The organism is Vibrio sp. YYF0003, assembly GCF_036350715.1.
GTDB classification, from domain to species: domain Bacteria; phylum Pseudomonadota; class Gammaproteobacteria; order Enterobacterales; family Vibrionaceae; genus Vibrio; species Vibrio natriegens.
On the sequence record NZ_JAZDWA010000001.1, the window covers coordinates 1,003,696 to 1,025,165 of the forward strand.

The 21,470-nt window shown below is 41.6% G+C and carries 15 protein-coding genes and 1 pseudogene; 5 read left to right on the forward strand and 11 right to left on the reverse strand.

What is annotated here, in order from left to right; translation table 11 throughout:
- The first annotated feature begins 95 nt into the window (after positions 1–95).
- Positions 96–1,127 (forward strand): competence protein CoiA, encoded by a 1,032-nt coding sequence (locus V1U08_RS04415; RefSeq protein WP_330470024.1) that lies wholly within the window; start codon positions 96–98, stop codon positions 1,125–1,127.
- Between the two features lie 181 nt (positions 1,128–1,308).
- Here V1U08_RS04415 and V1U08_RS04420 read toward each other — a convergent pair whose 3' ends face one another.
- Complete coding sequence (locus V1U08_RS04420) at positions 1,309–1,695, reverse strand: hypothetical protein (RefSeq protein WP_330470025.1); 387 nt, start codon at positions 1,693–1,695, stop codon at positions 1,309–1,311.
- Positions 1,696–1,989: 294 nt separating this feature from the next.
- Here V1U08_RS04420 and V1U08_RS04425 point away from each other — a divergent pair, with 294 nt between their 5' ends.
- A complete protein-coding gene (locus V1U08_RS04425) occupies positions 1,990–3,021 on the forward strand; it encodes an IS110 family transposase (protein WP_257887991.1) in 1,032 nt (343 codons plus the stop codon).
- A gap of 408 nt (positions 3,022–3,429) precedes the next feature.
- Here the strand turns inward: V1U08_RS04425 and V1U08_RS04430 are convergent, their stop codons facing one another.
- The 6 genes and pseudogenes from V1U08_RS04430 to V1U08_RS04455 all read right to left on the reverse strand — a co-directional run.
- Positions 3,430–6,006 (reverse strand): mechanosensitive ion channel domain-containing protein, encoded by a 2,577-nt coding sequence (locus V1U08_RS04430; protein WP_330470026.1) that lies wholly within the window; start codon positions 6,004–6,006, stop codon positions 3,430–3,432.
- 69 nt (positions 6,007–6,075) lie between these two features.
- A complete protein-coding gene (locus tag V1U08_RS04435) occupies positions 6,076–6,675 on the reverse strand; it encodes an ABC-type transport auxiliary lipoprotein family protein (RefSeq protein ID WP_330470027.1) in 600 nt (199 codons plus the stop codon).
- Positions 6,676–6,715: 40 nt separating this feature from the next.
- A complete protein-coding gene (locus V1U08_RS04440) occupies positions 6,716–7,687 on the reverse strand; it encodes an MlaD family protein (protein WP_330470028.1) in 972 nt (323 codons plus the stop codon).
- Positions 7,680–8,486, reverse strand: a complete 807-nt coding sequence (locus V1U08_RS04445; RefSeq protein WP_330470029.1) for an ABC transporter ATP-binding protein — start codon at positions 8,484–8,486, stop codon at positions 7,680–7,682. Before V1U08_RS04445 ends, V1U08_RS04440 begins: the two co-directional genes overlap by 8 nt.
- A 9-nt stretch (positions 8,487–8,495) precedes the next feature.
- Positions 8,496–9,569 (reverse strand): ABC transporter permease, encoded by a 1,074-nt coding sequence (locus V1U08_RS04450; protein WP_330470030.1) that lies wholly within the window; start codon positions 9,567–9,569, stop codon positions 8,496–8,498.
- A 268-nt stretch (positions 9,570–9,837) separates the two neighbouring features.
- Positions 9,838–10,038 (reverse strand): annotated as a pseudogene (locus V1U08_RS04455) (M20 family peptidase); the annotation flags it as partial.
- Between the two features lie 324 nt (positions 10,039–10,362).
- Here V1U08_RS04455 and V1U08_RS04460 point away from each other — a divergent pair.
- Positions 10,363–11,271 carry a LysR family transcriptional regulator gene (locus tag V1U08_RS04460; protein ID WP_014234783.1) on the forward strand — a complete coding sequence of 303 codons (909 nt, stop codon included), beginning with the start codon at positions 10,363–10,365 and terminating at the stop codon, positions 11,269–11,271.
- Between the two features lie 482 nt (positions 11,272–11,753).
- Positions 11,754–12,257: a porin family protein gene (locus tag V1U08_RS04465; RefSeq protein ID WP_014234784.1), complete on the forward strand. Its 504-nt coding sequence runs from the start codon at positions 11,754–11,756 to the stop codon at positions 12,255–12,257.
- A 729-nt stretch (positions 12,258–12,986) separates the two neighbouring features.
- On the opposite strand, the gene V1U08_RS04470 is transcribed toward V1U08_RS04465, so the two are convergent.
- From V1U08_RS04470 to V1U08_RS04485, 4 genes are all read right to left on the reverse strand, one after another.
- On the reverse strand, positions 12,987–13,415 hold the full coding sequence (locus tag V1U08_RS04470) for a hypothetical protein (protein WP_330470031.1): 429 nt from the start codon (positions 13,413–13,415) through the stop codon (positions 12,987–12,989).
- A gap of 329 nt (positions 13,416–13,744) precedes the next feature.
- Entirely contained in the window at positions 13,745–14,602 is an 858-nt protein-coding gene (gene pdxY / locus V1U08_RS04475) for a pyridoxal kinase PdxY (RefSeq protein ID WP_014234788.1), read from the reverse strand.
- A 234-nt stretch (positions 14,603–14,836) separates the two neighbouring features.
- Complete coding sequence (gene adiA / locus V1U08_RS04480; protein ID WP_330470032.1) at positions 14,837–17,131, reverse strand: arginine decarboxylase; 2,295 nt, start codon at positions 17,129–17,131, stop codon at positions 14,837–14,839.
- Between the two features lie 94 nt (positions 17,132–17,225).
- On the reverse strand, positions 17,226–19,520 hold the full coding sequence (locus V1U08_RS04485) for an Orn/Lys/Arg decarboxylase N-terminal domain-containing protein (RefSeq protein ID WP_330470033.1): 2,295 nt from the start codon (positions 19,518–19,520) through the stop codon (positions 17,226–17,228).
- A 580-nt stretch (positions 19,521–20,100) separates the two neighbouring features.
- Between V1U08_RS04485 and potE the strand changes: the two genes are divergently transcribed.
- The gene (potE, locus tag V1U08_RS04490) at positions 20,101–21,444 is read left to right on the forward strand and encodes a putrescine-ornithine antiporter (protein WP_014234791.1); all 1,344 of its coding nucleotides are present in this window, start codon (positions 20,101–20,103) and stop codon (positions 21,442–21,444) included.
- Positions 21,445–21,470 lie beyond the last annotated feature (26 nt).

Sequence of the window (21,470 nt, forward strand, 5' to 3'; positions counted from 1 at the left end):
GTCAGCCTCCGTTAATTGTTTAATGATCTGAACCTTATCAGCGTTAAGGGACGAAGTTATAATTGAGCTATCACACCTAGACATGGCGCTTAACTATGCCACTTCGAGCTACTTTGGATAATGAAGATGTTCTAGCTTTTGATTTTAGCCCTGACAAATGGGCTAAATTGAAAGGTAGTTATAAAAAAAACTGCACGTTGACTCTGCCCTGTTGCGGCCATAACGCGATTCCCAAAACTAGTAAGCTCAAAACTCAGTTCTTTACACATGCTCGTGGGGCAAATTGCGCAGCAGTTTCTGAGACTAAAGAGCACCTCCAACTAAAAACGTTAATAGCAAAAGCAGCAAAAGATGCTGGTTGGAAAGTTATAACTGAATATAGAGGGATGACACCAGATGGCGAAGAATGGATAGCCGATGTCTATTGCGAACACCTTAATGCAAAAGTAGCTTTTGAAATCCAATGGTCACACCAAACCCAGGATGAATATATGCGGCGTACAGAAAAATATAAACGCTCTGGTGTCCGTTGTGCGTGGTTCTTTAGACTTGGTAAAAGAGAATACAATTCAGTCAATTCGCATGAATCCGAGTCATTACCTTATTTTGGCTTTCGCCAAGTTGATGATGGGTGGGTTGTTTCTAGATATAACGAAAAGTTAGAGTCATTTGTACGTAATATGCTTATCGGTAGGTTAGAGTGGAGTCCAAAACTAGGAAAGCCCATATCAGCTCAGCTTGGATATTGCGAAGTTCCATGCTGGAAATGCGATAAATCGACTAGGATTATTACACGATTAGAATTTGACTATGGAAATAGTGGTCGTTATCTCAAGGTTTTCAATTTCATAAATGACAATGTACCGGAGTGGATAGCTAAGTACATACCTGATGATTTTCTGACTGAGCACCACATTGGACAAGTAAAACGCCGCCAAAATCTTGGAGGTAACTACCAATATACTAATGGCTGCGTCCACTGTGACGCTATATTCGGAAATTTCTATAGTAAAAGAAAAGCAGGTAAGATCTTTTACATACCATTTAATTGGAATTATGAAGAGTGCAAACTAACATTTGAAGCTGGCTGGTACTACAAAGGATATATTGGAAAAGATATCTATTAATTTCCTGATTTTTTAGTTTTGAGAGCGTTGTTGCTCAAGCCAGACAAAAAATTACCCTAACTTTACTCGAATAAGCCATACGTACTAAAAACAGGAGAAGAATGGAAGGTGTAAGTACTTTTGAGGTAAAAAGTTAAGCCAGCGTATAATCCGCTGGCTATGAAGTATTCAGCGGATTTATTTATTGCTTTTTGACGTAAATTGCTTGACCACTAATAGTTTGCTCCGATATAGGGATTAGATATTGATAATCTGTACCTTGTCCACCCAGCATCACTGAATTGTTGCTGCCTGTCACTCCCAGTAGAACCCCATTTGCACCAAGTTTTGCTGCCTGTTTTTTCAGCTCCTCAATTGCATAGTCAATAGAACCTTGCTTAGTTAGGCCTGCATCACTTGAAGCGTTGACCAAAGCGATTATTTCATATGATTCAGGCGGTTCGACATAGAGGCGTACTGTTTCTGGTTCAATAGGGTCTCTTGCTTCTCCCACTAGAATTGAAGATCCAGAAGCACATCCTGTGAGAGCAAGGATGAAAGCAAATATAAGTGCTTTATACATTCTCATTTTAAACTACTGCTATATGGTTGCTTGAGCACAACATTATACAGTCAATAGTCACCATCATGAGAAAAAGTATCGCCACTTCGTAGTGGTGACGAGGGACAATCAAACGGCATAAACACGGAAAGGGGCATAGGCTTGTTACAGTGGCCGAGGACGGAATTACTAAGTATTTCTTATGCGCTGGAAAGCAATCGAGAAGGATATCTTCCTAGTTGCCATATATGATGTATGGAATCCACTCCCTCCTTTTGCCAATTAGACTTAGGAGAATGAGACCAAGACAAGGATTCCAATATGTTGACGAATAATGTTATCGCTATCGACTTAGCCAAAAATGTTCTTCAAGCCTGTCATATCAGTGTTCATGGTGAATTGCTTTCCAATAAGCCCTTAAGCCGACAGAAAATGAAAGAGTTTCTTGCTAAGGCAAAGCCTTCTATTGTTGCAATGGAAGGCTGCTGCGGTTGCCATTACTGGGGGCAACTTGCTGAAAAACATGGGCATCAAGTTCGCATCATTAACCCCAAAAAAGTGAAAGGGTACTTGGAAGGCCATAAAACTGATCACAATGATGCTCTTGCTATTGCTAACGCAGCAATTCAAATAGGTATCAAATACAGCCGACCAAAATCATTAGAGCAACAGTCAATGCATTCTTTAGAGAGTAGTCGCCGTTTCTTATCTCGCAGTGTAGTTTCTTTAGGACAGCATATTCGAGGAACGATGTTAGGTTATGGCGTTGCTAACCCAAGAGGTGAAAAAGGTTTAAAAGCGTCGGTTCAAACAGCTCTTGATGGAGAAACATCAATACCAGCCAATGTCGTTTCCGTTCTGTCAATGTTATGGAATCAATATAAAGAACTGAAAGCACAACTCATCGCATTCGAAAAAGAGAAAAATGCTCTAACGCGTCAGATAGAGCCATGCCAACGATTAATGGAAATTGAAGGTGTTGGAGAAACAACCGCTGCAATGCTCTACACAACTCTTGGTGATGGAAAGCAGTTCAAGAATGGTAGACAAGCTTCAGCGTTTGTTGGTCTTACCCCAAAACAACACAGTTCAGGTGGCAAGGTCTTTATGATTGGGATCGACAAGTGCGGGGGCGTGAAAGAGCTACGCTCCCTTCTCTATCTTGGTGCAATGTCCTACGTTGGGCGACTACCCGAAAAACCAAAGACCCAGAAGGATGCTTGGTTGAGGAGCATCATTGATCGTATTGGCTTCAAAAAGGCCTGCATCGCATTAGCTAACAAGGTGGTACGAACAGCGTGGGCAATGCTTCGGTATGAGACTGAATACAAACCTGTTTTACTCACAAATTAATTACTAATAGATTCTTAGATTTTACAAAATGATGAAGCATAAAAAGGTAAGACCAACCTACTGAAAACCTGACCATTCCTTCATGCTTTTAAAGCTGATAGCACGATGAGGACAGTAGGTGCGCAAAACATCAAAGGCTAGAAGGTAGCCCCTTCAACAAGAAGCCGAATATACGACCGCATCTTAACTTTAATTGCTAAATCACTTTGTAAATACGTGGATTCCATATACGGAATGGGGCAAAAGCAAGTTTAAGACAAGAAATTCACACTACCCTGCTGTCTCAAGTTGACGATAATGAGCCTCACGATCGCAGCTTGCGTTAAAACGATAATAATTTTGTTTGAAAATAAAATCACTTAGATACATTAAACTCTCTAGCTATGTGCAAAACGCAAGTTTTCTATGTTACGTATCCCCCCTTATATGCACATCAATTTGGGGATAAGCGATTTCAACACTATTCTCTTTGAATAGTTGATTGATTTTTTTGTTTACCAAATGAAGAGTCGGTAAGCGGTCATCAATCGAGTTGATATGGAGCCTGAGTTCAAACTCCAAACTGCTGTCGCCAAAGGTCAGAAAATAGACTTGTGGTGATGGAACACTTAAGACAAGTGGAGTGTCTTCTACTGTCCTATACAGTAAGTCTTCAACAAGGTCGATATCTGAACCATAGGCCACCCCAACACGGATCACCACCCTAGTGACCGAATCAGTTAACGACCAGTTGATAAGCTTGTCTGTAATGAACACTTTGTTCGGGACGACAATTTCCTTATTATCCCAGTCGATAATAGTAGTTGAACGAGTTTGAATTTTACTGACGGTTCCCGAAAGCTCATTAATAGTAACCGTGTCCCCTATCCTTATTGGCCTCTCAAAGAGCAATATCAAGCCAGAAATAAAGTTGGCAAATATCTCCTGCAGACCAAAACCCAAACCAACACCAATCGCAGCGACTAACCATTGTAAACGGTCCCACTCTATACCTATCGTTGTAAACGCAATAACAATACCAAGCACCAAAATTATGTATCGGAGTAAGGTGATGATTGTATATCCCGTACCAGGTGATAGGTTCATCCTACGTAAAACCAACAACTCTAAAAGTCCTGGTATATTGCGAATACTTACAAAAGCAATGACTAAGGTGAGTAGTGAATACAAAAGAGATTTCAATGTGATATCAATCAATTCTGCACCGCTACTCCCAGACAATGCTGTCTGCCATAAGACAACATTATCCATCCAAGTAGTTAGCTCCAGCTGGTTGGACCATATCGCGGAGAGAGTGGTCACTAACAAGACCAAGCAAAGTCCTTTCAACAAGGTCATTGACTGATCGCTGATGGCCTCCTTGTCTAACCCCTGGTCTTCCACATCTAAGGCTGACGCTTCTTCCGATATTCCTTCACTTTCACGAGCGATCTTTTCTTCTCGCTTTGTTAGAAAGCGCTGATAGCTCAGCTGTCGCTGCTCTAGTATTAGCCAACGCTCGCCGAGCTGATAAATCAAGAATATGCCGATTAAGGCGAATATATTCAGCTGTTGAAGTACGAGTATTTTCCATGACGCGATATACAACCCCAACATAGCCAAAATTATTACAACAAAGAAAGACCCAAGTACTGAATAATAGATTACAAGATATCCCATACCGGATTGAAAGTAAGCCGGTAGATGAGCATTCACTTCCTCTATATTTAACGCACTCCTGTAAAGGATAAAAAGAAAGATGACCATCGTAAGATAAAGTATACGGAGAATTTCGGCATCACCTTCCTGAGCAACCAAACGGCAAAAATGGAAGAAAACCAGAATCACGAGTAAAGGAAACATTATCACTCGTATTCGGTTATGAATTGTGTAGCACATAGCCTTTGACCATCGGAAATGCAACTCAAGCATTCCTTTCTTTCGGCTCAAATGATAAAGAAAACCTACACTCCATAAGAGCACGAAACTAGCAATCATGGCTTCATCAAACAAAATTGAAGGATGACGAACCCAATTAAAATCGAGAAACCAAACACAAGTGAAGAAAAATACAGGAAGAAATGAAGACGCAATGAATGTAATCGTTAGCACTATGATACTGTTGGAAAAACTATCTTTTAATGGGTGGCCAAACACCTTCTCTTGCCGCTGTGAGACAATATTAAGCTTTAACCTCGACCACCAATTTAAAAAGAACAATATCAGTGAGAGCACAACAAAATAAAATAATGAAAGTCGAACCTTCGCTAGCTCGATATTTTGAGAAATTGAACTGGTTAGCGATGCCACACCAAATAGTTTTTTTGTGTCGAGGTTAAAAATGCTTTCCCAAATTGGCGAGTTACTATATGTCCAGACCTGACGTTCTTTGAGAAAAACTCTGGCTTCCTCCAACGCAAAAGAATAATCACCAGCAACAGAAATTAACGTGTCTATCTGACTTAAGAGCGCCTTGTATAAAGACATCAACTCCTGAAGTTTTTCTAAGTCCATTTTTTCTGCTGAGGACGAATTATCAGGATTGAGTTTACTCTCTGCTCTTTCTGCCTTAGTAATTTCGTAAATTCGAATGTCTACTTGAGAACGATAGTCTCGAAGACTTTCAATGTTAATTTTCTGAGGCAACTCTTGTAGCGTTTTCCTCGTATAGGAGCTGAATGCCGTCGTTTTTCTCAGCCAATCTAGGTTACTTTTTATCACCTCCATTTCATCTACTAATTGGCCGTACTCCAGACTCACCCTCTCCAAGTTAGCTGACATTTTGCCGATTTCAAGCTTGACCTTATCAATTTCTAATCCAAGTTTATGGGTGTTTGAAAAGTTCTTTTGGTTATATACGATTTCCTTCTCTATAAAGTTGTTACTACTGAACACTCTGGAATATGCCGTGTCATCCTCACTGGTGAGTAAATAGACGGTAATCGACGTGGTGATCATTACCATAAATGCAATGATATACGAGTAGATTTCCTTTTTTCTAATCACAAACACCTCTCACCAGTACGCAGACTCAGAAGACTCCATCCATTACAAATAGATATATATTCCTCTGTTTTATCCCTGACTGAGCTCCTCAGCCAACTCTTCAAAAACTTCGGTCAGCGCGACGCCCAATCCCTTAGCCAGCGCTTCAGGTGTTTTCTCTGATAACTCAACTTTGCTTAATATTTTCTTATCAAAGATGATGCTTGGCCGAACACTAGAACTGTCCACTAAAATAAATTGTATTTCCATGATGGCTGTGGGTGTTTGCTCTTTTCTGAAGTCGCCAAATAATTTGGTCACCACAGTTTTGAGGACAAAATTGCTTGCGACTCCCGCGCTGTAGGGAACGGTATTCCCAACCACGCCAGAGCGAGTAAGCACAGTTGGTAATTGATTTTCAATGATAGCACTCGGCTCAGTGATGTAGCGGTTGTAATAGTCGCTTTCGAAACTAACGTCAGACAGCCGGAATACCATTTGAGTATCATTAAAAGGGCTATCAATACGCACGGCATCGATGAGTAACGTTTCGTATTTTTTCGAATAAGTCTTAGCTGTAAAATCAGCTACAATGGCGTAGTTCTTTGGGGCTTCTACAGGCTGACTCATGCTACAGCCAAATAATACAAGAAGACTAAAAATCAGTAGAAGGTATTTATTTTTATTCATATCTGACCACACTTGAGTTGGATTAGTGATATTCATTGCCTTAATTAATTTTTAACTTCTCAGGCTCAGAACTGAATATGATACTGGATGGTTGATTCTTCAGAGTCTCTGAAAAGCTTTTTAAGTTCTCGACAGTGACCCTCAAGTCTTTAATGACATAATTAACATCTGACTGGTTGTCCGCCATAATCACATCTAATCTCACAGCCGCTCGATCCAAGTCTTTTATTAACCTATTGATATCGCCTTCATCATTGAGTGACGTATTCAGGTTTTTAGTGATTTGTGCAACGGAAGAGATGATCGCTTTCACTTCAGGATCCGAGACGACACCATTCACGTTCTTAACCATCTGATTAGCGTTAATCAATAGCTCTATCAATTGCATATTTAGACTTTCAGCGTCAACCTGCTCTATCTTGCTGTTAAGAGTGCCAATCAGTGTATTGATGTTACTTACGAGTGTATTGATATCAGCCTCATCCAGACGGTCAATTAAGTCCTGTATCCCTGAAACGATTTTTCCTGTAGAGCTTTTTGTTGATGGCACATATGGGTATTCAGGGACCCAGTCGAAGCTAAGTCCTTCATCTGCGGTTGTGTAGTCAAAGGATAAGTACTGTTGCCCTGTAATACCGGCTAACTGTGTTGTCGCTCTAAGTCCTCGGTCAACCGAGATTTCAATACTTTTGTTCCACTCTTCGAGCGTCCTCTTTGACCCTGTAATCTCACTACGAACGACAACATAGGACTTCCTGTTTTCTCTTGGTACAGAGGATTCGTAAAAGACATCTGACAATTCTATTGAAACCACTTCACCTGCAGTGATTCCGCGATAGCGAACAGGAGCGCCAACCTCTAGACCGGACACTGACGCATCAAAATAGGTCTCAACGAACATCTTGGGTTCAAACAACGATCGCCCTCCCAAAATGAACAGAACGACAAATAATGAGACCAACGCTGAGACTACAAACAGCCCCAATTTATAACTGCTTTTTGAATCATCCATTACTTAGCTCACTCTCTTCTTTTAGTGCATCTGGCTGCCGGTTGAAAAACTGGCGAACTCTCATGTCTCTACTTTCATCGCGTAAATCTTTAGGGCGTCCCTCTGCAATAATGCTTTTAGATACCGGATCTAGCATGATTGCCCTATCGGCTATGGAGAAAATGCTTTGTAACTCATGCGTCACTATGATGAATGTGTATCCCAGACTCTCTCTTAAATTTAATATGGTTTGGTCCAAGTTGGCGGCCGTGATCGGATCCAACCCGGCAGAAGGTTCATCCAAAATCAAAATATTCGCGCCTATGGCCATGGCTCTGGCAATGCCTGCTCGCTTTAACATGCCTCCAGATAACTGACTCGGCATAAGTTCAACTGAATGCCCCATCTCCAGAAGTTCCAATAATGTTCGGGAAATTTTATTTTTTTCTTCAAGGCCGAGATTCGTAAACTCATCCAATGGGAAACGAACATTTTCCAGTATGTTTAACGATCCAAACAAAGCGCCACTTTGATACATGACCCCTAGCTCGCGTTGTATTGATGCCTTCTCGGATTCTCCTGCATGAACAATGCTCCTACCGTTAATTGAGATATCCCCGGAAATGGGCTCATAGAGACCGATAATGTGTTTCATCAAGCTGGACTTACCGCAACCTGAGCCACCTAAGATAACGAGGATTTCACCTCTGTTGACTCTAAAGGATGCGTTCTCTAACAGGATATTTTCGCCATATCCCATTTTTATGTCCGCCACTACTACCGCATCACCTTTTTGTTGGTTATTTAATTTCGAGTTCATCAAGCTTCCTTAAGTTAGCAACACGGTAAAAAAACCATCAATAACCACTATCCAAATGATGCTACTCACTACTGCGCTTGTTGCCGCTAAGCCTACTGAAGTAGAGCCTTGTCCAGTGGCCAGCCCTCTTTCACAGCCTATAACGGCGATAATGAACCCAAAAGTGGTGGCCTTGATCAAACCGAAAGCCAAATCCCAAACAGAAAGTGAGTTTAATAGTTGGTGATAATACTGAACAAAACTGATATCGAACTTCAGCAAGACAAGAGCGCCTCCCAGAACACCGATAATATTGGCAAGTACCGTCAATAGTGGCAGGACAAGAACAGAAGCATAAATCCGGGGTATAACCAGAAACTCGACGGGACTGATCCCGAAGGTACGCAACGCGTTTATCTCTTCATTCACTTTTTGAGTGCCTATTTCAGCGGCAAACGCAGCGCCAGTTCGACCTGCAAAGACGATAGCTGTCATAAGTGGGCCGAGTTCCCTAAACATAGAGATACCTATCCCATCAGCCACAAACAGAACGGCTCCAAATTGTTGAGCAACTAAGCCAATTTCAAAGGCGATAATGACGCCCATTAGGAAACCAATTAACAAAATGATTGGGACTGCATCCGCCCCTGCCCTTGCCGCTATATTCGTGACCGTCGCCCAGTTAATATTTTTCCTTCGGCTGATTCCTAATTTAAAAACTAGGACACACTCTTTGATAAACCGAGCCACAGAACCAACATAAACAAGCATTTCCTTTGTTGTATGTCCCACACGCTCGAAAAAGCTGATTTCTCTGCCCATATTATTAGGCGCGGTTTCTACTGGTGCTGGCGGTATAAGTTCGGCCAAACTGGGCTTAAGATCAATGATTGTAATTTCAGCACCAGGAGTTCTAAATCGGGTTTGTAAATCTGATAAAAACGCGACGCCCGATATATCTATAAAGGTTAAGTTGCTTGCATTCACCACAATGGGAGAATCTGGGTAAGTTTCCAATATATTGTTCACTTTATCCCACAAGTCACCAACAATTGCAGAAGTAATGCTTTCAGCTAACTCAATTTCCAAATTGCTTTGATCCATAGACTTCCACTCGCCACCAAATAAAATCTTACATACTCAAAGATTCAGAACCTTTTAATGACAGTATCCCCATAGTCACCTCGATTAAGCTTAGTCAAAATTTAAAGTTTTCAAGCGTGAATATGAGGCTAATTTGTTAATTAATGTGGATAAATCATCATCTGTTGCTCTGTATCAACTTTATCCACTTTGACATCACCACTCCCCCAAACAAGCGTGTATAGTTCACTCCCTTCAGAAACCTGATATGGTTTACCGGAAGAGAATACGGGAAGATGCCCGGCACAATTGGGGCCGACTCATCAATTGCAAACACTATTTTGTCGTAGCGTGCCTCAATTAAATCTGCCGCATGTTTTGCACCCTATGGACCACCTACTTATTTATCGTGACCAAAGCCAAATAGATTGGTGCACTCTGGCTGAAAACCCTCTTTGATTTTCATTTCCGCCGCTTCAAGAATTGCATGGATTTGGTCATCATTATCGAAAAACGCTCCCTCGACCAATCGCTTATGTAGGACGCGCTCCTACAAAATGTTTCGTCGAATAGGGACAAGTCGGCCCAAAATAAAAGGCTCGCTTGCAGTGATAGTGACTCCTACGTTTGCTATGGCTTCACTTTATCTTTATACGCTGGAGAATGGATAATACTTTTGGCAAAGATTCACGTCATTGTTGAATGTACTCAATTAATTAATATCCAAGGCTGCTCAATATCAACCTTTCTGACTGGGAAATATCCATGCACCATGGTATCTTGAAAATCTCACATTTCTCTGGTGTCTATCTTTATGAACTTTAGCTTAGAACAATTATTGGCTTTTATTGCTGTTTACAATGAGCTTTCATTCAGTAAAGCAGCAGTTAAACTCAATAAGCACAGAACAACGGTCGGTCAGGTAATTACAAATTTGGAAGACCAGTTAGCGGTGACGCTTTTTGAACGTGTTGGACGCTCTGTTAAGCCAACAGAAGAAGGCCAGTTGTTATACCACTATGCAAAGCAGACTGTTGAGCAAGCTCGGATCCTCGATAAGGTAGCACTTAGCCTTTCGTATGGAGGCCTAGAAAACATCACTATCGCGTACCCAAGTTTTATTCCACATAAAGTGTTGTCCGATCTCCGTGCCGAGCTAGCACAAGATTTTCCCTTGATGAGAGTGAACTTTATTGTTCGTAATAAGAATGAAATTAAGGATGGTATTGTTAGTGGAAGCATTCATTTCGGTATTGTCAATATTCACGAAAGCCAAGCAATTCATAGTTTAGATGCAACATTCCTAGGACATGTGGAGTTTGTCCCTTTTGTTAAAAAAGGAGGGAGGTTATCTAAAGTTAGCTCTCAAGAGGCTTATTCAGTATTAGCTAGGGAGCGTCAGTTTATATTACGGACTTTTGTTGAAGAGAACTTAAAAGAAAAAATTGTATTCAGTTCAGAGCACGAAGAAATAGACCAACTAGCACTCGCCATTAAGTTGGTTGGCGAAGATCTTGGCTGGGCTCTACTACCTAAAATTCTTTCTGAATCAGAGTATGCTACCGACCGTATAGAAGAACTCAAAATAGATCAAATATTAGAAGGACTCAAGTTTGGTGTTGCGTTGTGGTCCCCTCACTCTAAACAGGTCATGGACGTTAGGAAGTCAATTCTCACTGTACTAAATCGCTATGTGAATAAAATTAAAAATCAGTATAAGTGACTCATCAAATTGCGAGCCTGAATAAAGACCAAAGGCTCACATAAAACCCTACTTTTAATTAAATTTCAACGCGTTAACCTATATGCTTAAACATCAAACATCAAACATCAAACACATGAGTTATACACTACCTTGCCCGTGTTAGGTTCTCTGTTGATTCAAAAAATTTCTATTGAGTGATATTAAAAATTACACTGGTCTAACTTAATGATGTCTTCAAACTAAATGATTTTCATCACCTTAGTAGAAGTTAAATGACTAAGCATATCAAACGCCATTTACATGAAAATATCTTTTAATCAATCACTTAAGTAATTAAACCTATACTTAAAATCATTATCTAACTCTCCATTACACCCTTGGTGAGGATTTGATCATACATATGCGATTGTTCGTTAGTCCCATATTTAAATATTATGCCTTCAGACAACAAAAACACTCTCCCATTAACGGGGAATAGTATTTCTTTTTGGAGACATAATATGAAAAAATTCGCAGCAGCTTCAGCTATCATTCTTGCAACAATGGCCGCATCACCTGTATTCGCCGCTGACACCGACTGGTTCGCAGGTGTGGGCGTAGGTTACCAAAATGATCACCTATCTCATGACCAAAATGGTGAAGACGTAACGACTCAACTTCGTGGTGGTGCAATCATCAATGACCATCATCGTGTAATGGGGACTTATGGCTACATGGATAAATCTGAACAGCACTCTTTTCTAGCTTCTTATGACTACATGGTTCCAGTATACAAAGACATCAGTGTTTTTGTGGGTGCGTCAGCCGGCGTAGCGAAGAACGATATTAACGACCATAGCTCAACAGATTTTGTTTATGGTGGACAAGTAGGTGCTACCTATAAAATCAATGAAAACTGGTCAACAGATTTAACTTATCGCTACCTAGAGCAAGACTACGACGAAAAAAATACAAAAGTGGATAACTCTCAACAAGTATTCCTAACAGTTGATTACCATTTTTAATTTACTGAATTACTGATATTAAGCCACCATTTAGGTGGCTTTTTTATTGCCTGCTATAAACCTTAAGTGAGCAGCTTGCCTAGCACAAAAGGTTTTTATAATAAGGTGTTTATAAAATAGATATAAATCCCACATTCTATCGTTGTATTTAATAAATCTCGCCTTTCAAGGCATATCGGTTAAAGCGACACCAATACCTATTCTTTGCTGACTATGATTATAATAAATTAAGATCTCACTATAACCATTTTAGTATTTGCATAGCCTTGCAGAAGTGACAAAAATGGCACTGTAATTCTAGTATACACATAGCCATAAGGATCAATTCCCTAACTCCCTCGCGACATAACAATGAAATAAGGGCTAAAATTGCCCGTAGAGTTTTCTGTGATGAGATTCTCGGACTGTGTAACGTTAATGGTAAGGAAAGAATTTATACGCTTGATAGTCTAGATACGCACGAAGTTCAGCGAAAGGAGCCAGTTACGCAATCGTTCTATATTTAGAGAGTGTGAAGTTACCGCGGATATTAATGTCAGAGCATTACTAGGTATGAAAGGAAGGAATACGTCGGCGAACCGCTATTTTTGAGCTTTTGATTATGTGCATTCCAGTTGGTGATTTTTACTTCTGATGCACTCATCTGCTTTAGCCTATACTCTGCTCTCAAAGTAGCAGAGTAAGGGCTATTAGGAGCTTCCATCAATTGAGTCAACACCACCCTATGTATTACTTATATTCTATAACTCTCGCTAAATAGTTAAATTGACCTGAGTTACCGTGATAATTTCTATAAACGTCAACACTAAAGTAGTTAGGCAACGTCACATCTAAGTGTTCGAGAATCCCCTCTTCTAATGAGTCAAGAGTATCTCCAGTATGCGAATAAACGAATTGTTTATTTACCACTTCTAAGTTCAGTACCTTTGAGTCCTTACGTGATACGTAGTTGTTTCTATCAACCCAAATCCCAAAAAATTCAACTATTTCATACCTTGAATCTTTATCTATCATAATAAAGGTTGCACCTTTTTCATATATATGATGCAGTTGTCGCATATCACTATCTATTTTCTGTTGGTCAAGAGATACACCATTTTGCGCCATTACACCGGCAGAAGCAGTTAACAAGACTAGTGATAATAAATTCTTATTCATTTCTTTACCTACTTAAATTTATTTCGGGACTACTAAATCGATAGTAATAAATATTCTCACAGATGTTTCTATTCTACGAAACTCTCTGAACTAATCGAACTACCAATATAATGGTTGCTCGAGAAATAGCATTACATATCAGATACTATCTTAACTATAAGATGTCCATTTCTATATAAAACTCTCAAAGCACTACATATCAAAAACTTAACTCAAAATTTAATTAAAAATTTAAGAGTTTTATTTATTAGTGCAAAAGATGAAAGTGTTGCTCATAACCTAAATATATGGAAGTACTCTACTATCAAATATATTTAGGTATAAAAATGTTAAGCGATTTTGATCACGTTAAACTCATGCGTTGGCTCAACAAACTCGTATTGAGCACTGATTGTCTGAAGTTCCCATGTGTCGCAATCTTTAGTGACCTCTAAGACACCATAAACTGCGTTGTTTGTATGTTGAAATGCGGCTACTGGGGACATTCCTTTCATCAAGCACGCGGTGAAAACGGCTGAGATAAGATCTCCAACTCCGACAGGTTGCTTCGTGAACTCGATATTCGGCCTTTGCGTTAAATAACAAGCCTTCGGTGTCGCAAGTATCATTTGGAATTCATCAGAGGCCGGTGTATGAAGGTGCTTAACTAAGACGGCTTTTGGCCCCATTTCCAACGCTTTTTTGCATGCGGTCACCGCATCATACAGTGTATTTATTTCCACGCCGGTTATCGCTGTGAGTTCGTACTGGTTTGGAACAATCACATCAGCGACAGGTACCAAAGAGCGGATGATTTCCTCTTGAACACCAGCTTCAACAATACAGCCTTTATCAGGGTCCCCCATGACAGGGTCACAAACATAAATAGCATTGTGGTTACGCTCTTTGATCAACGTCACTGCATCCACGACGGCTTTGCACTGATTAGCACTGCTTTGATAACCAGAAAGAACCGCATTACACTCTTCTAACTTTCCAATGTTATCTATACCTTTAATAAGCGTGCGAATATCATCTGAGCTTAACTTTTGTCCAGTCCATCCCTGTTCGTATTGAGTGTGATTAGAAAATTGTACTGTATTAATGGGCCATACCTCTAACCCCATACGTTGGATTGGAAATACAGCAGAACTGTTACCTGCATGCCCATAAACAACATGACTTTGAATTGAAATAATACCGCTCATAATTACTTTTTGACCTACGTAAATCTAGTTAGGCCTATATTAATTTTAATTTCAGAGTAACTGTTAATCGCATATGTAGGATCAAACTCTCTTTAAAGAACGTGTTCGAATTTGGGCAACTTACGTTAGTTCATGTCCTAATTGAGCTAAGTGTTATAACCAACTAAAAATGAGAGAAAAACGCCCCAAAAGCCGGCTTTCAGCGATTGGGGCGTTGTAAAGGACTCTAACGGGCTATTTCAAACACAGCACACAGTATGTGCCATTTTCTATTTCAGCCCCTTCTACTTCATGCTCAAAGCCAGGGAATCGACTGTCCCACTCGCCCAGTTTAACTAGGTAGTCAACCTGAGGGCTGTTTTGTACATCAAACTTCTCACCTGACATCATCATTGGAATGCCCGGTGGGTATGGCATTACCGCATTCGCAGCAATACGGCCATGTAGTTGATCCGCTGGCACGAGTTCTACCTCATCTTTTACAAGACGCTGGAACGTCTCGCGAGGCGTGAATACTGGCTCAGGGAGTGATGAGTACGCACGGTTTAGTGAAGTACCTGGATCTTCATTCTTGATAAAATCAAACATTTGGTCACCCAAGTCTTTCAAGCCGAGACCTGCGTATCGCTCTGGGTTTGCTTTCACCAATTTTGGAATGGCTTGCTCTAACGGCGTGTTCTCATCGTACATGCGTTTGAAATCCAGCATAGTGTTCACCAATGTCGCCCATTTACCACGCGTGACACCAATACTGAACAGGAACATCACCTGGAAGTCTGTGGTACGTGTTGGAACAATGCCAAACTGACCTGCATAAGCAGTAAACAGTTCCGCAGGAACCCCTGACTCTTGCAAGTTTCCATCTTGATCCATCCCTGGAGTCAGTAGGCTCACTTTAACCGGATCAAGCATCACCCAGTTATCTTCTAACTCTGTAAAGCCGTGCCACTTGTCTTCAGGGTTTAAACGCCAGCAACCCTGCTCTGTTGACAAGAGTTTGAGCGGTGCTTCTTCAAAGTTGAAGGTTTCACCGGTCGCAGGATCAGTCACTACCTCGGCGTTCCATGGTTTAAAGAACCAGTCGCCTTCAGCAACATGCTTCTTATGCACACGACCAATCGCTTGACGGAAACCAATCGCTTCTTCAATCGCTTCATTGGTCAGTAACTTACCACCATTGCCGTCCATCATTGCTGAGGCAATGTCATTTGACGCAACAATCGAGTAAAGCGGAGACGTCGTCGCATGCATCATGTATGACTGGTTGAAACGATCGTGTGGGATAGAATCACGACCTTCACGCATGTGGATGTATGATGCTTGCGATAGTGCCGCTAACAACTTGTGCGTTGAGTGGGTCGCAAATACGGTTGGCGCATTTTCATCACTTTTTGCATCGTCACGCATCGCAAAGTGCTTATCGTAAATCGGGTTGAAACGCGCATAGCCGTACCATGCCTCATCCATGTGTACACGTGGCGAGCTTTGACCAAGTAGGTGCTCTGCTTTTTCTGCGTTATAGCACAGGCCGTCGTAAGTACAGCTCGTTAATACAGAATAAACCGCGTCTTTGTTATCTAAGTCTTTGGTTAATGCGCTTGTATTGACCTTATGTTGAATACTTTCTGCCGACATATCGCTCGCCGGTACTGGGCCGATAATGCCGTACTGGTTACGGGTCGGGACTAGGTATACTGGGCGAGCACCTGTTAGCATAAGTCCTTGTTCAACCGATTTATGACAGTTTCGGTCACAGATCGCAACTTCATCTTCAACCATACACGCTTGCATAATGGTACGGTTTGATTCAGATGTACCACCTACCACGTTGTAAGACCGATCAGCGCCAAAGACTTTCGCTGCGTATTTTTCGCTCTCCGCGATAGGACCAGAGTGATCCAGCAGTGAACCCAACTCACCACGCTCGATCCCCATATCGGTACGGAACAGGTTTTCACCATAAAAATCAAAGAACGCACGACCTACCGGTAGCTTAGTGAAGGCGATACCACCTTGGTGACCGGGTGCAGACCAAGAGTGCTCTTTACGCTGTGAGTACTTCGCCAATGCAGCCGCAAATGGAGGAAGTAGCTGATCACGGTAACGTGTTACCGCTGCAATCATACGGCCAGCGATGAAATCAGCAGTGTCTTGTAACATCCAAACGAACTCTGTGGTTTTCTTCATCACATCTTCGTTGATCGTTTTCACTTTATCGCTGTGTGTTGCCATTAGGAACACGGGAATATTGGCATGACGATTAGACAGTTCATCTAGAATGAGCTTCGCCGCAGCGTGGTCATCAGCGCCATTTAGCAGTTCCCAGTTCAAAAAGACACCGTGGATAGAAGCATCTGAAGAAGCCGTAGCGATACCATCATCAAAAGACGTGGCATGTGTAACGATCACATCGCGCATGTTTAGCTCTTCAATCAGTGCAGAAACGTTACGAAACATACTCGTGTTGAAAGCACTATCATCAATCACTAGCACTTTACTTTTTACTGGCTTATAACCTGTAGAAATCATGTTTTTTTCCTCTATGCGCTCCTAGATTATGGAGCGAATTAAAAATTTATATCGTTTAAGTACGGTGAGGCCGAAAAGCCCCACCATCGAACTCTTATTTCAAACAGTACAGGCTGTAATAAGCCTCACCCTTCTCGTTAGTTTCAATTTCAACGCCGTGAGTATCATGCTCAAAACCCGGGAATAAAGCGTCGAAGTCTTGCAGAGCGAGCAAATAATCGATGACTGCGGTATTACCCGCTTCAACTTTTTCACCAGGCATCATCAACGGTATACCTGGCGGGTAAGGAACAACCTGCACGGCCACGACACGACCAACCATTTCTTCTACAGGCACGCGCTCTACATTCCCTTTAACCAACTGTCCGTAAGTTTCACGAGGGCTTTTAACGACATCTGGAAGTTGCGTAAATGCACTGTCCATATGCGTTAACATACCTGTGCCCGATATAGCGTTATGCATTTGCTGAGCAAGGTCTTTAATCCCCATATCCGCATAGCGCTGTGGATGTTCTTCTACCAAGTTTGGCAATACGATACTGAGTGGTGTGTTGGCATCGTAGTGACGCTTGAACTCCACTAAACCAGAGATCAACGAGCCCCACTTTCCTTTGGTTGCACCAATAGAAAATAAAACTAAGAATGAATAAGGCTCGGTTTTCTCAACCACAATACCTCTGCTAGACAGGAACGATGACACTAACGTCGCCGGGATACCGGTCTCCTCTAGTTCACCGCCAATATTCATGCCAGGAGTCAGTACGGTGGCTTTAATCGGATCAAGCATGCAGTAATCATCGCCTAGGTCGTCAAAGCCATGCCATTGTTCGTTCGGCTTTAGATACCAACAGCTTGCATCTGTTTTTAACTTCTTATCATCCACTTGAACGAACGGGACACCTTCAACCGCATCGGGTTGCCACATGTCAAACCACCAGTCGCTCTCATCACGCTCAAGGATTTGATCTTTGATACTGACGATGGCTTTACGAAACGCGATGGCTTCGCTGATGCACTCATCTGTAAGATATTCACCGGAATCGTCCATCATTTTGGCCGACACATCGGTCGACGCGATAATGCTGTATTGTGGCGAGGTCGACGTGTGCATCATAAACGCTTCATTAAACAGCGCAGGATCTACAGGAACCTTGCCTGAACGTAAGTGGATCATTGAAGCCTGTGAGAGAGCCGCGAGCAACTTGTGTGTTGAATGCGTCACGGAGATCGTAGCGTCATCTGGATGACGTTCGCCGCGGTGCATACCATAACGGCCTTCATAAAGCTCATTAAAGCGAGCATACGCATACCATGCCTCATCGTAGTGGATACGAGGTACTGACTCGCTTAATAGGCGCGTTGTGGTTTCAACGTTGTAGCACAAACCGTCATAGGTCGAGTTGGTTAATGCAGCAAGTACTGGCAGTGTCTCTTTGTCTGTGACAATTGGGCTTTCATCCATTTTCTGTTTGATAGCATCTTGTGTCATTTGATTGGAAGGTACCGGGCCAATCACACCACGAGCATTACGCTTAGGCACCATATAAATTGGCATTGCCCCGGACATATTTAATGCATAGTTCAATGACTTATGGCAGTTTCGGTCAACCAAAACCGTATCGCCATCTGTGACAGCGGAATGTAGGATAATTTCATTACTTGATGAACTCCCACCCACAGAAAAGTATGTATGGTCTGCGCCAAATACTCGAGCCGCATTTTTCTCCGCTTCTCCAACAGGACCGTTATGATCATTAAGGGAACCAAGCTCGCCGACCGATATAGAGAGGTCTGAACGCAGCATTTGCTCACCATAGAAATCAACAAAGGCTTTACCGACAGGCGTTTTCATGAAAGCCGTGCCACCTGTGTGGCCAGGGGTATGCCAAGAGTATTCATGCGAATCGTCAAAATTCACCATGGCACCAAAAAAAGGCGGTAGGATAGTGTCGAGATAACGCTTAGCGGCCGCCTTAATTCGTCCTGCTATAAACTTAGGGCTATCTTCAGGGACGTAGATAACACCATCCATAGCTTCAACAAATCTAAGTGGGATCGAAGATGAATGGTGTTTAGACATTCCAAGCAAAATGGGAATCCCCGAGCAACGCAAACGGATATTTTCAATGACTTGTAATGCTATCTCTTGATTTGACTGACATAGGTGCCAACTAATAATCACCGCGCTGTATGCAGGATTTGAAGAAGCATAAGTTGCAAAATCATCTAATGTTTTGCACACCTCTATATTAATATTATCTTGTTTTAGATAATTAGTAATTGATTCGACACTTTTTGCATTTGCATTGTTGTCACTTAAATCAGCGACTAACAATACAGGAAACTGATTTGCCAAACGCTCTGGTAGGTTGTGGGAATTCTTATTCACAGTTCCTCCTTAATAAGGATTAATTTAAGATTGTTGTTTCACATCAGGACGCCATTATGTTCTCTAACGCAAGGATATTTAAATCGCTTATGACGGATCAGATCATTCAAATAATCAATAAATAAAAACACTCATTAGATAATTGAACTTTTGTTTATCCTCTCATTAATTCCTAAGCATCCAATTTAGTACCCCTCACTCCAAACAAAATTAAATCATTGATATTAAAATAATAAAAACTCAACCTGTGTCCACCCCCCCTTCCAAAACCGACTAAGCTTCAGGTTTTGACGGACGCAATCATCCAAATGCGATTATGATAGCCGTCTAATTACTACTAATATCCCCACTCGATTTAAATCAACGTCGTAGTTTTCATACTGTTTAATTTTTAATATCAGTAATCAATAAAACTAGTCGAAATTTTAATTTGTATTGATTTAATCATTTTTAATCTATAACCATTTTCAATTTTTTGTGAGTTAAAAATAGAAATACGTGTAAATAAAAACACGTAAATTTCTATTTACACACAGAAAATAAATCTTTCAAAATTAAAACTTAACTCTAGGAGTTTAAAATGGCCGATTCTAATAACAAAAAGATGACGCTTACCGGGCTAACGACGTTAGTTGCGGTAAATATGATGGGCTCTGGCATTATCATGCTTCCATCATCTATGGCACAAATAGGAGCAATTTCACTCCTTTCGTGGATTGTTACCGCAATTGGCTCCATGGCAATCGCTTACTCATTTGCGCAACTTGGTGTGTTTTGTAACCGCTCAGGTGGCATGTCTGCCTACTCTGAGGAAGCGCATGGGAAATCCAGCTTTTTCATGGCGTCATTTCTTTATTACCTTTCTCTAGCAATTGGTAACGTTGCTATTGCTATTTCAGCGGTGGGATACTTGACACCATTTTTCCCCTGGCTGGGTACCGGAGCAACGCCACTGTTTGTCGGCGTAGTAGGTTTAATTTGGCTGACCATTGTTGCTAACTTTGGCGGGGCACGTTTAACCGGTAAAATTGGTGCAATTACAGTTTGGGGCGTCATCATCCCTGTTGCTGGTTTGGGTATTATCGGTTGGTTCTGGTTCTCGGCAGATACTTTTGCTCAAGCGTGGAACCCACAAAACCTGAAAATGTCAGATGCAATCGCGCAAAGTATTCCACTAACACTATGGGCATTCCTCGGTATGGAGTCTGCTGCGCAAAACTCCGACGCAGTCGAAAACCCTAAGAAAAATGTACCACTTGCGTGTCTGTTAGGTACGCTGGGCGCTGCAGTTATCTATGTTCTATCTACTGCCGTCATTCAAGGTATTGTTCCTAATGCTGAGTTAGCTAACTCTAGTGCGCCTTTTGCTTACGTTTACGCTCAAATGTTTAACCCATTCGTGGGTAATATCATCATGGCTCTAGCGGTAATTGCGTGTGTAGGCTCTCTGCTTGGCTGGCAGTTCACGCTGGCAGAAACAGCGAAATTTACGGCTGATTTCCGTATGTTCCCTAAAGTGTTTGCAAAACTAAACAAAGCTGGCGCGCCTGTAATTGGTATGGTGATTGCTGGTGTTATTCAAACACTGTTCGCGGTAACCACTATGTCTCCTGACGCAGCGGCGCAGTTTGGTAAATTGGTTGACCTTGCAGCCGTAACAAACATTGTTCCTTACATCACCGCAATCTCTGCACTGGTTATTGTCATGAAGAAAGCAAACGTAACGGGTAAAGCATTTACGCTGAACATCATTTGCATGCTGGTTGCGATTCTTTACAGCGCTTACGCACTTTACGCTTCAGGAATGGAAGCGGTATTTGGCGGCATGGTCGTGATGATGCTTTCTTATCTTCTTTACGGCTTCATTGCTTACCGTTTTGATAAAAAAGACACAACTCAAGCATCAGCCGAATCAAATAACTAATCAGTGGCAACACACCACTCATATTG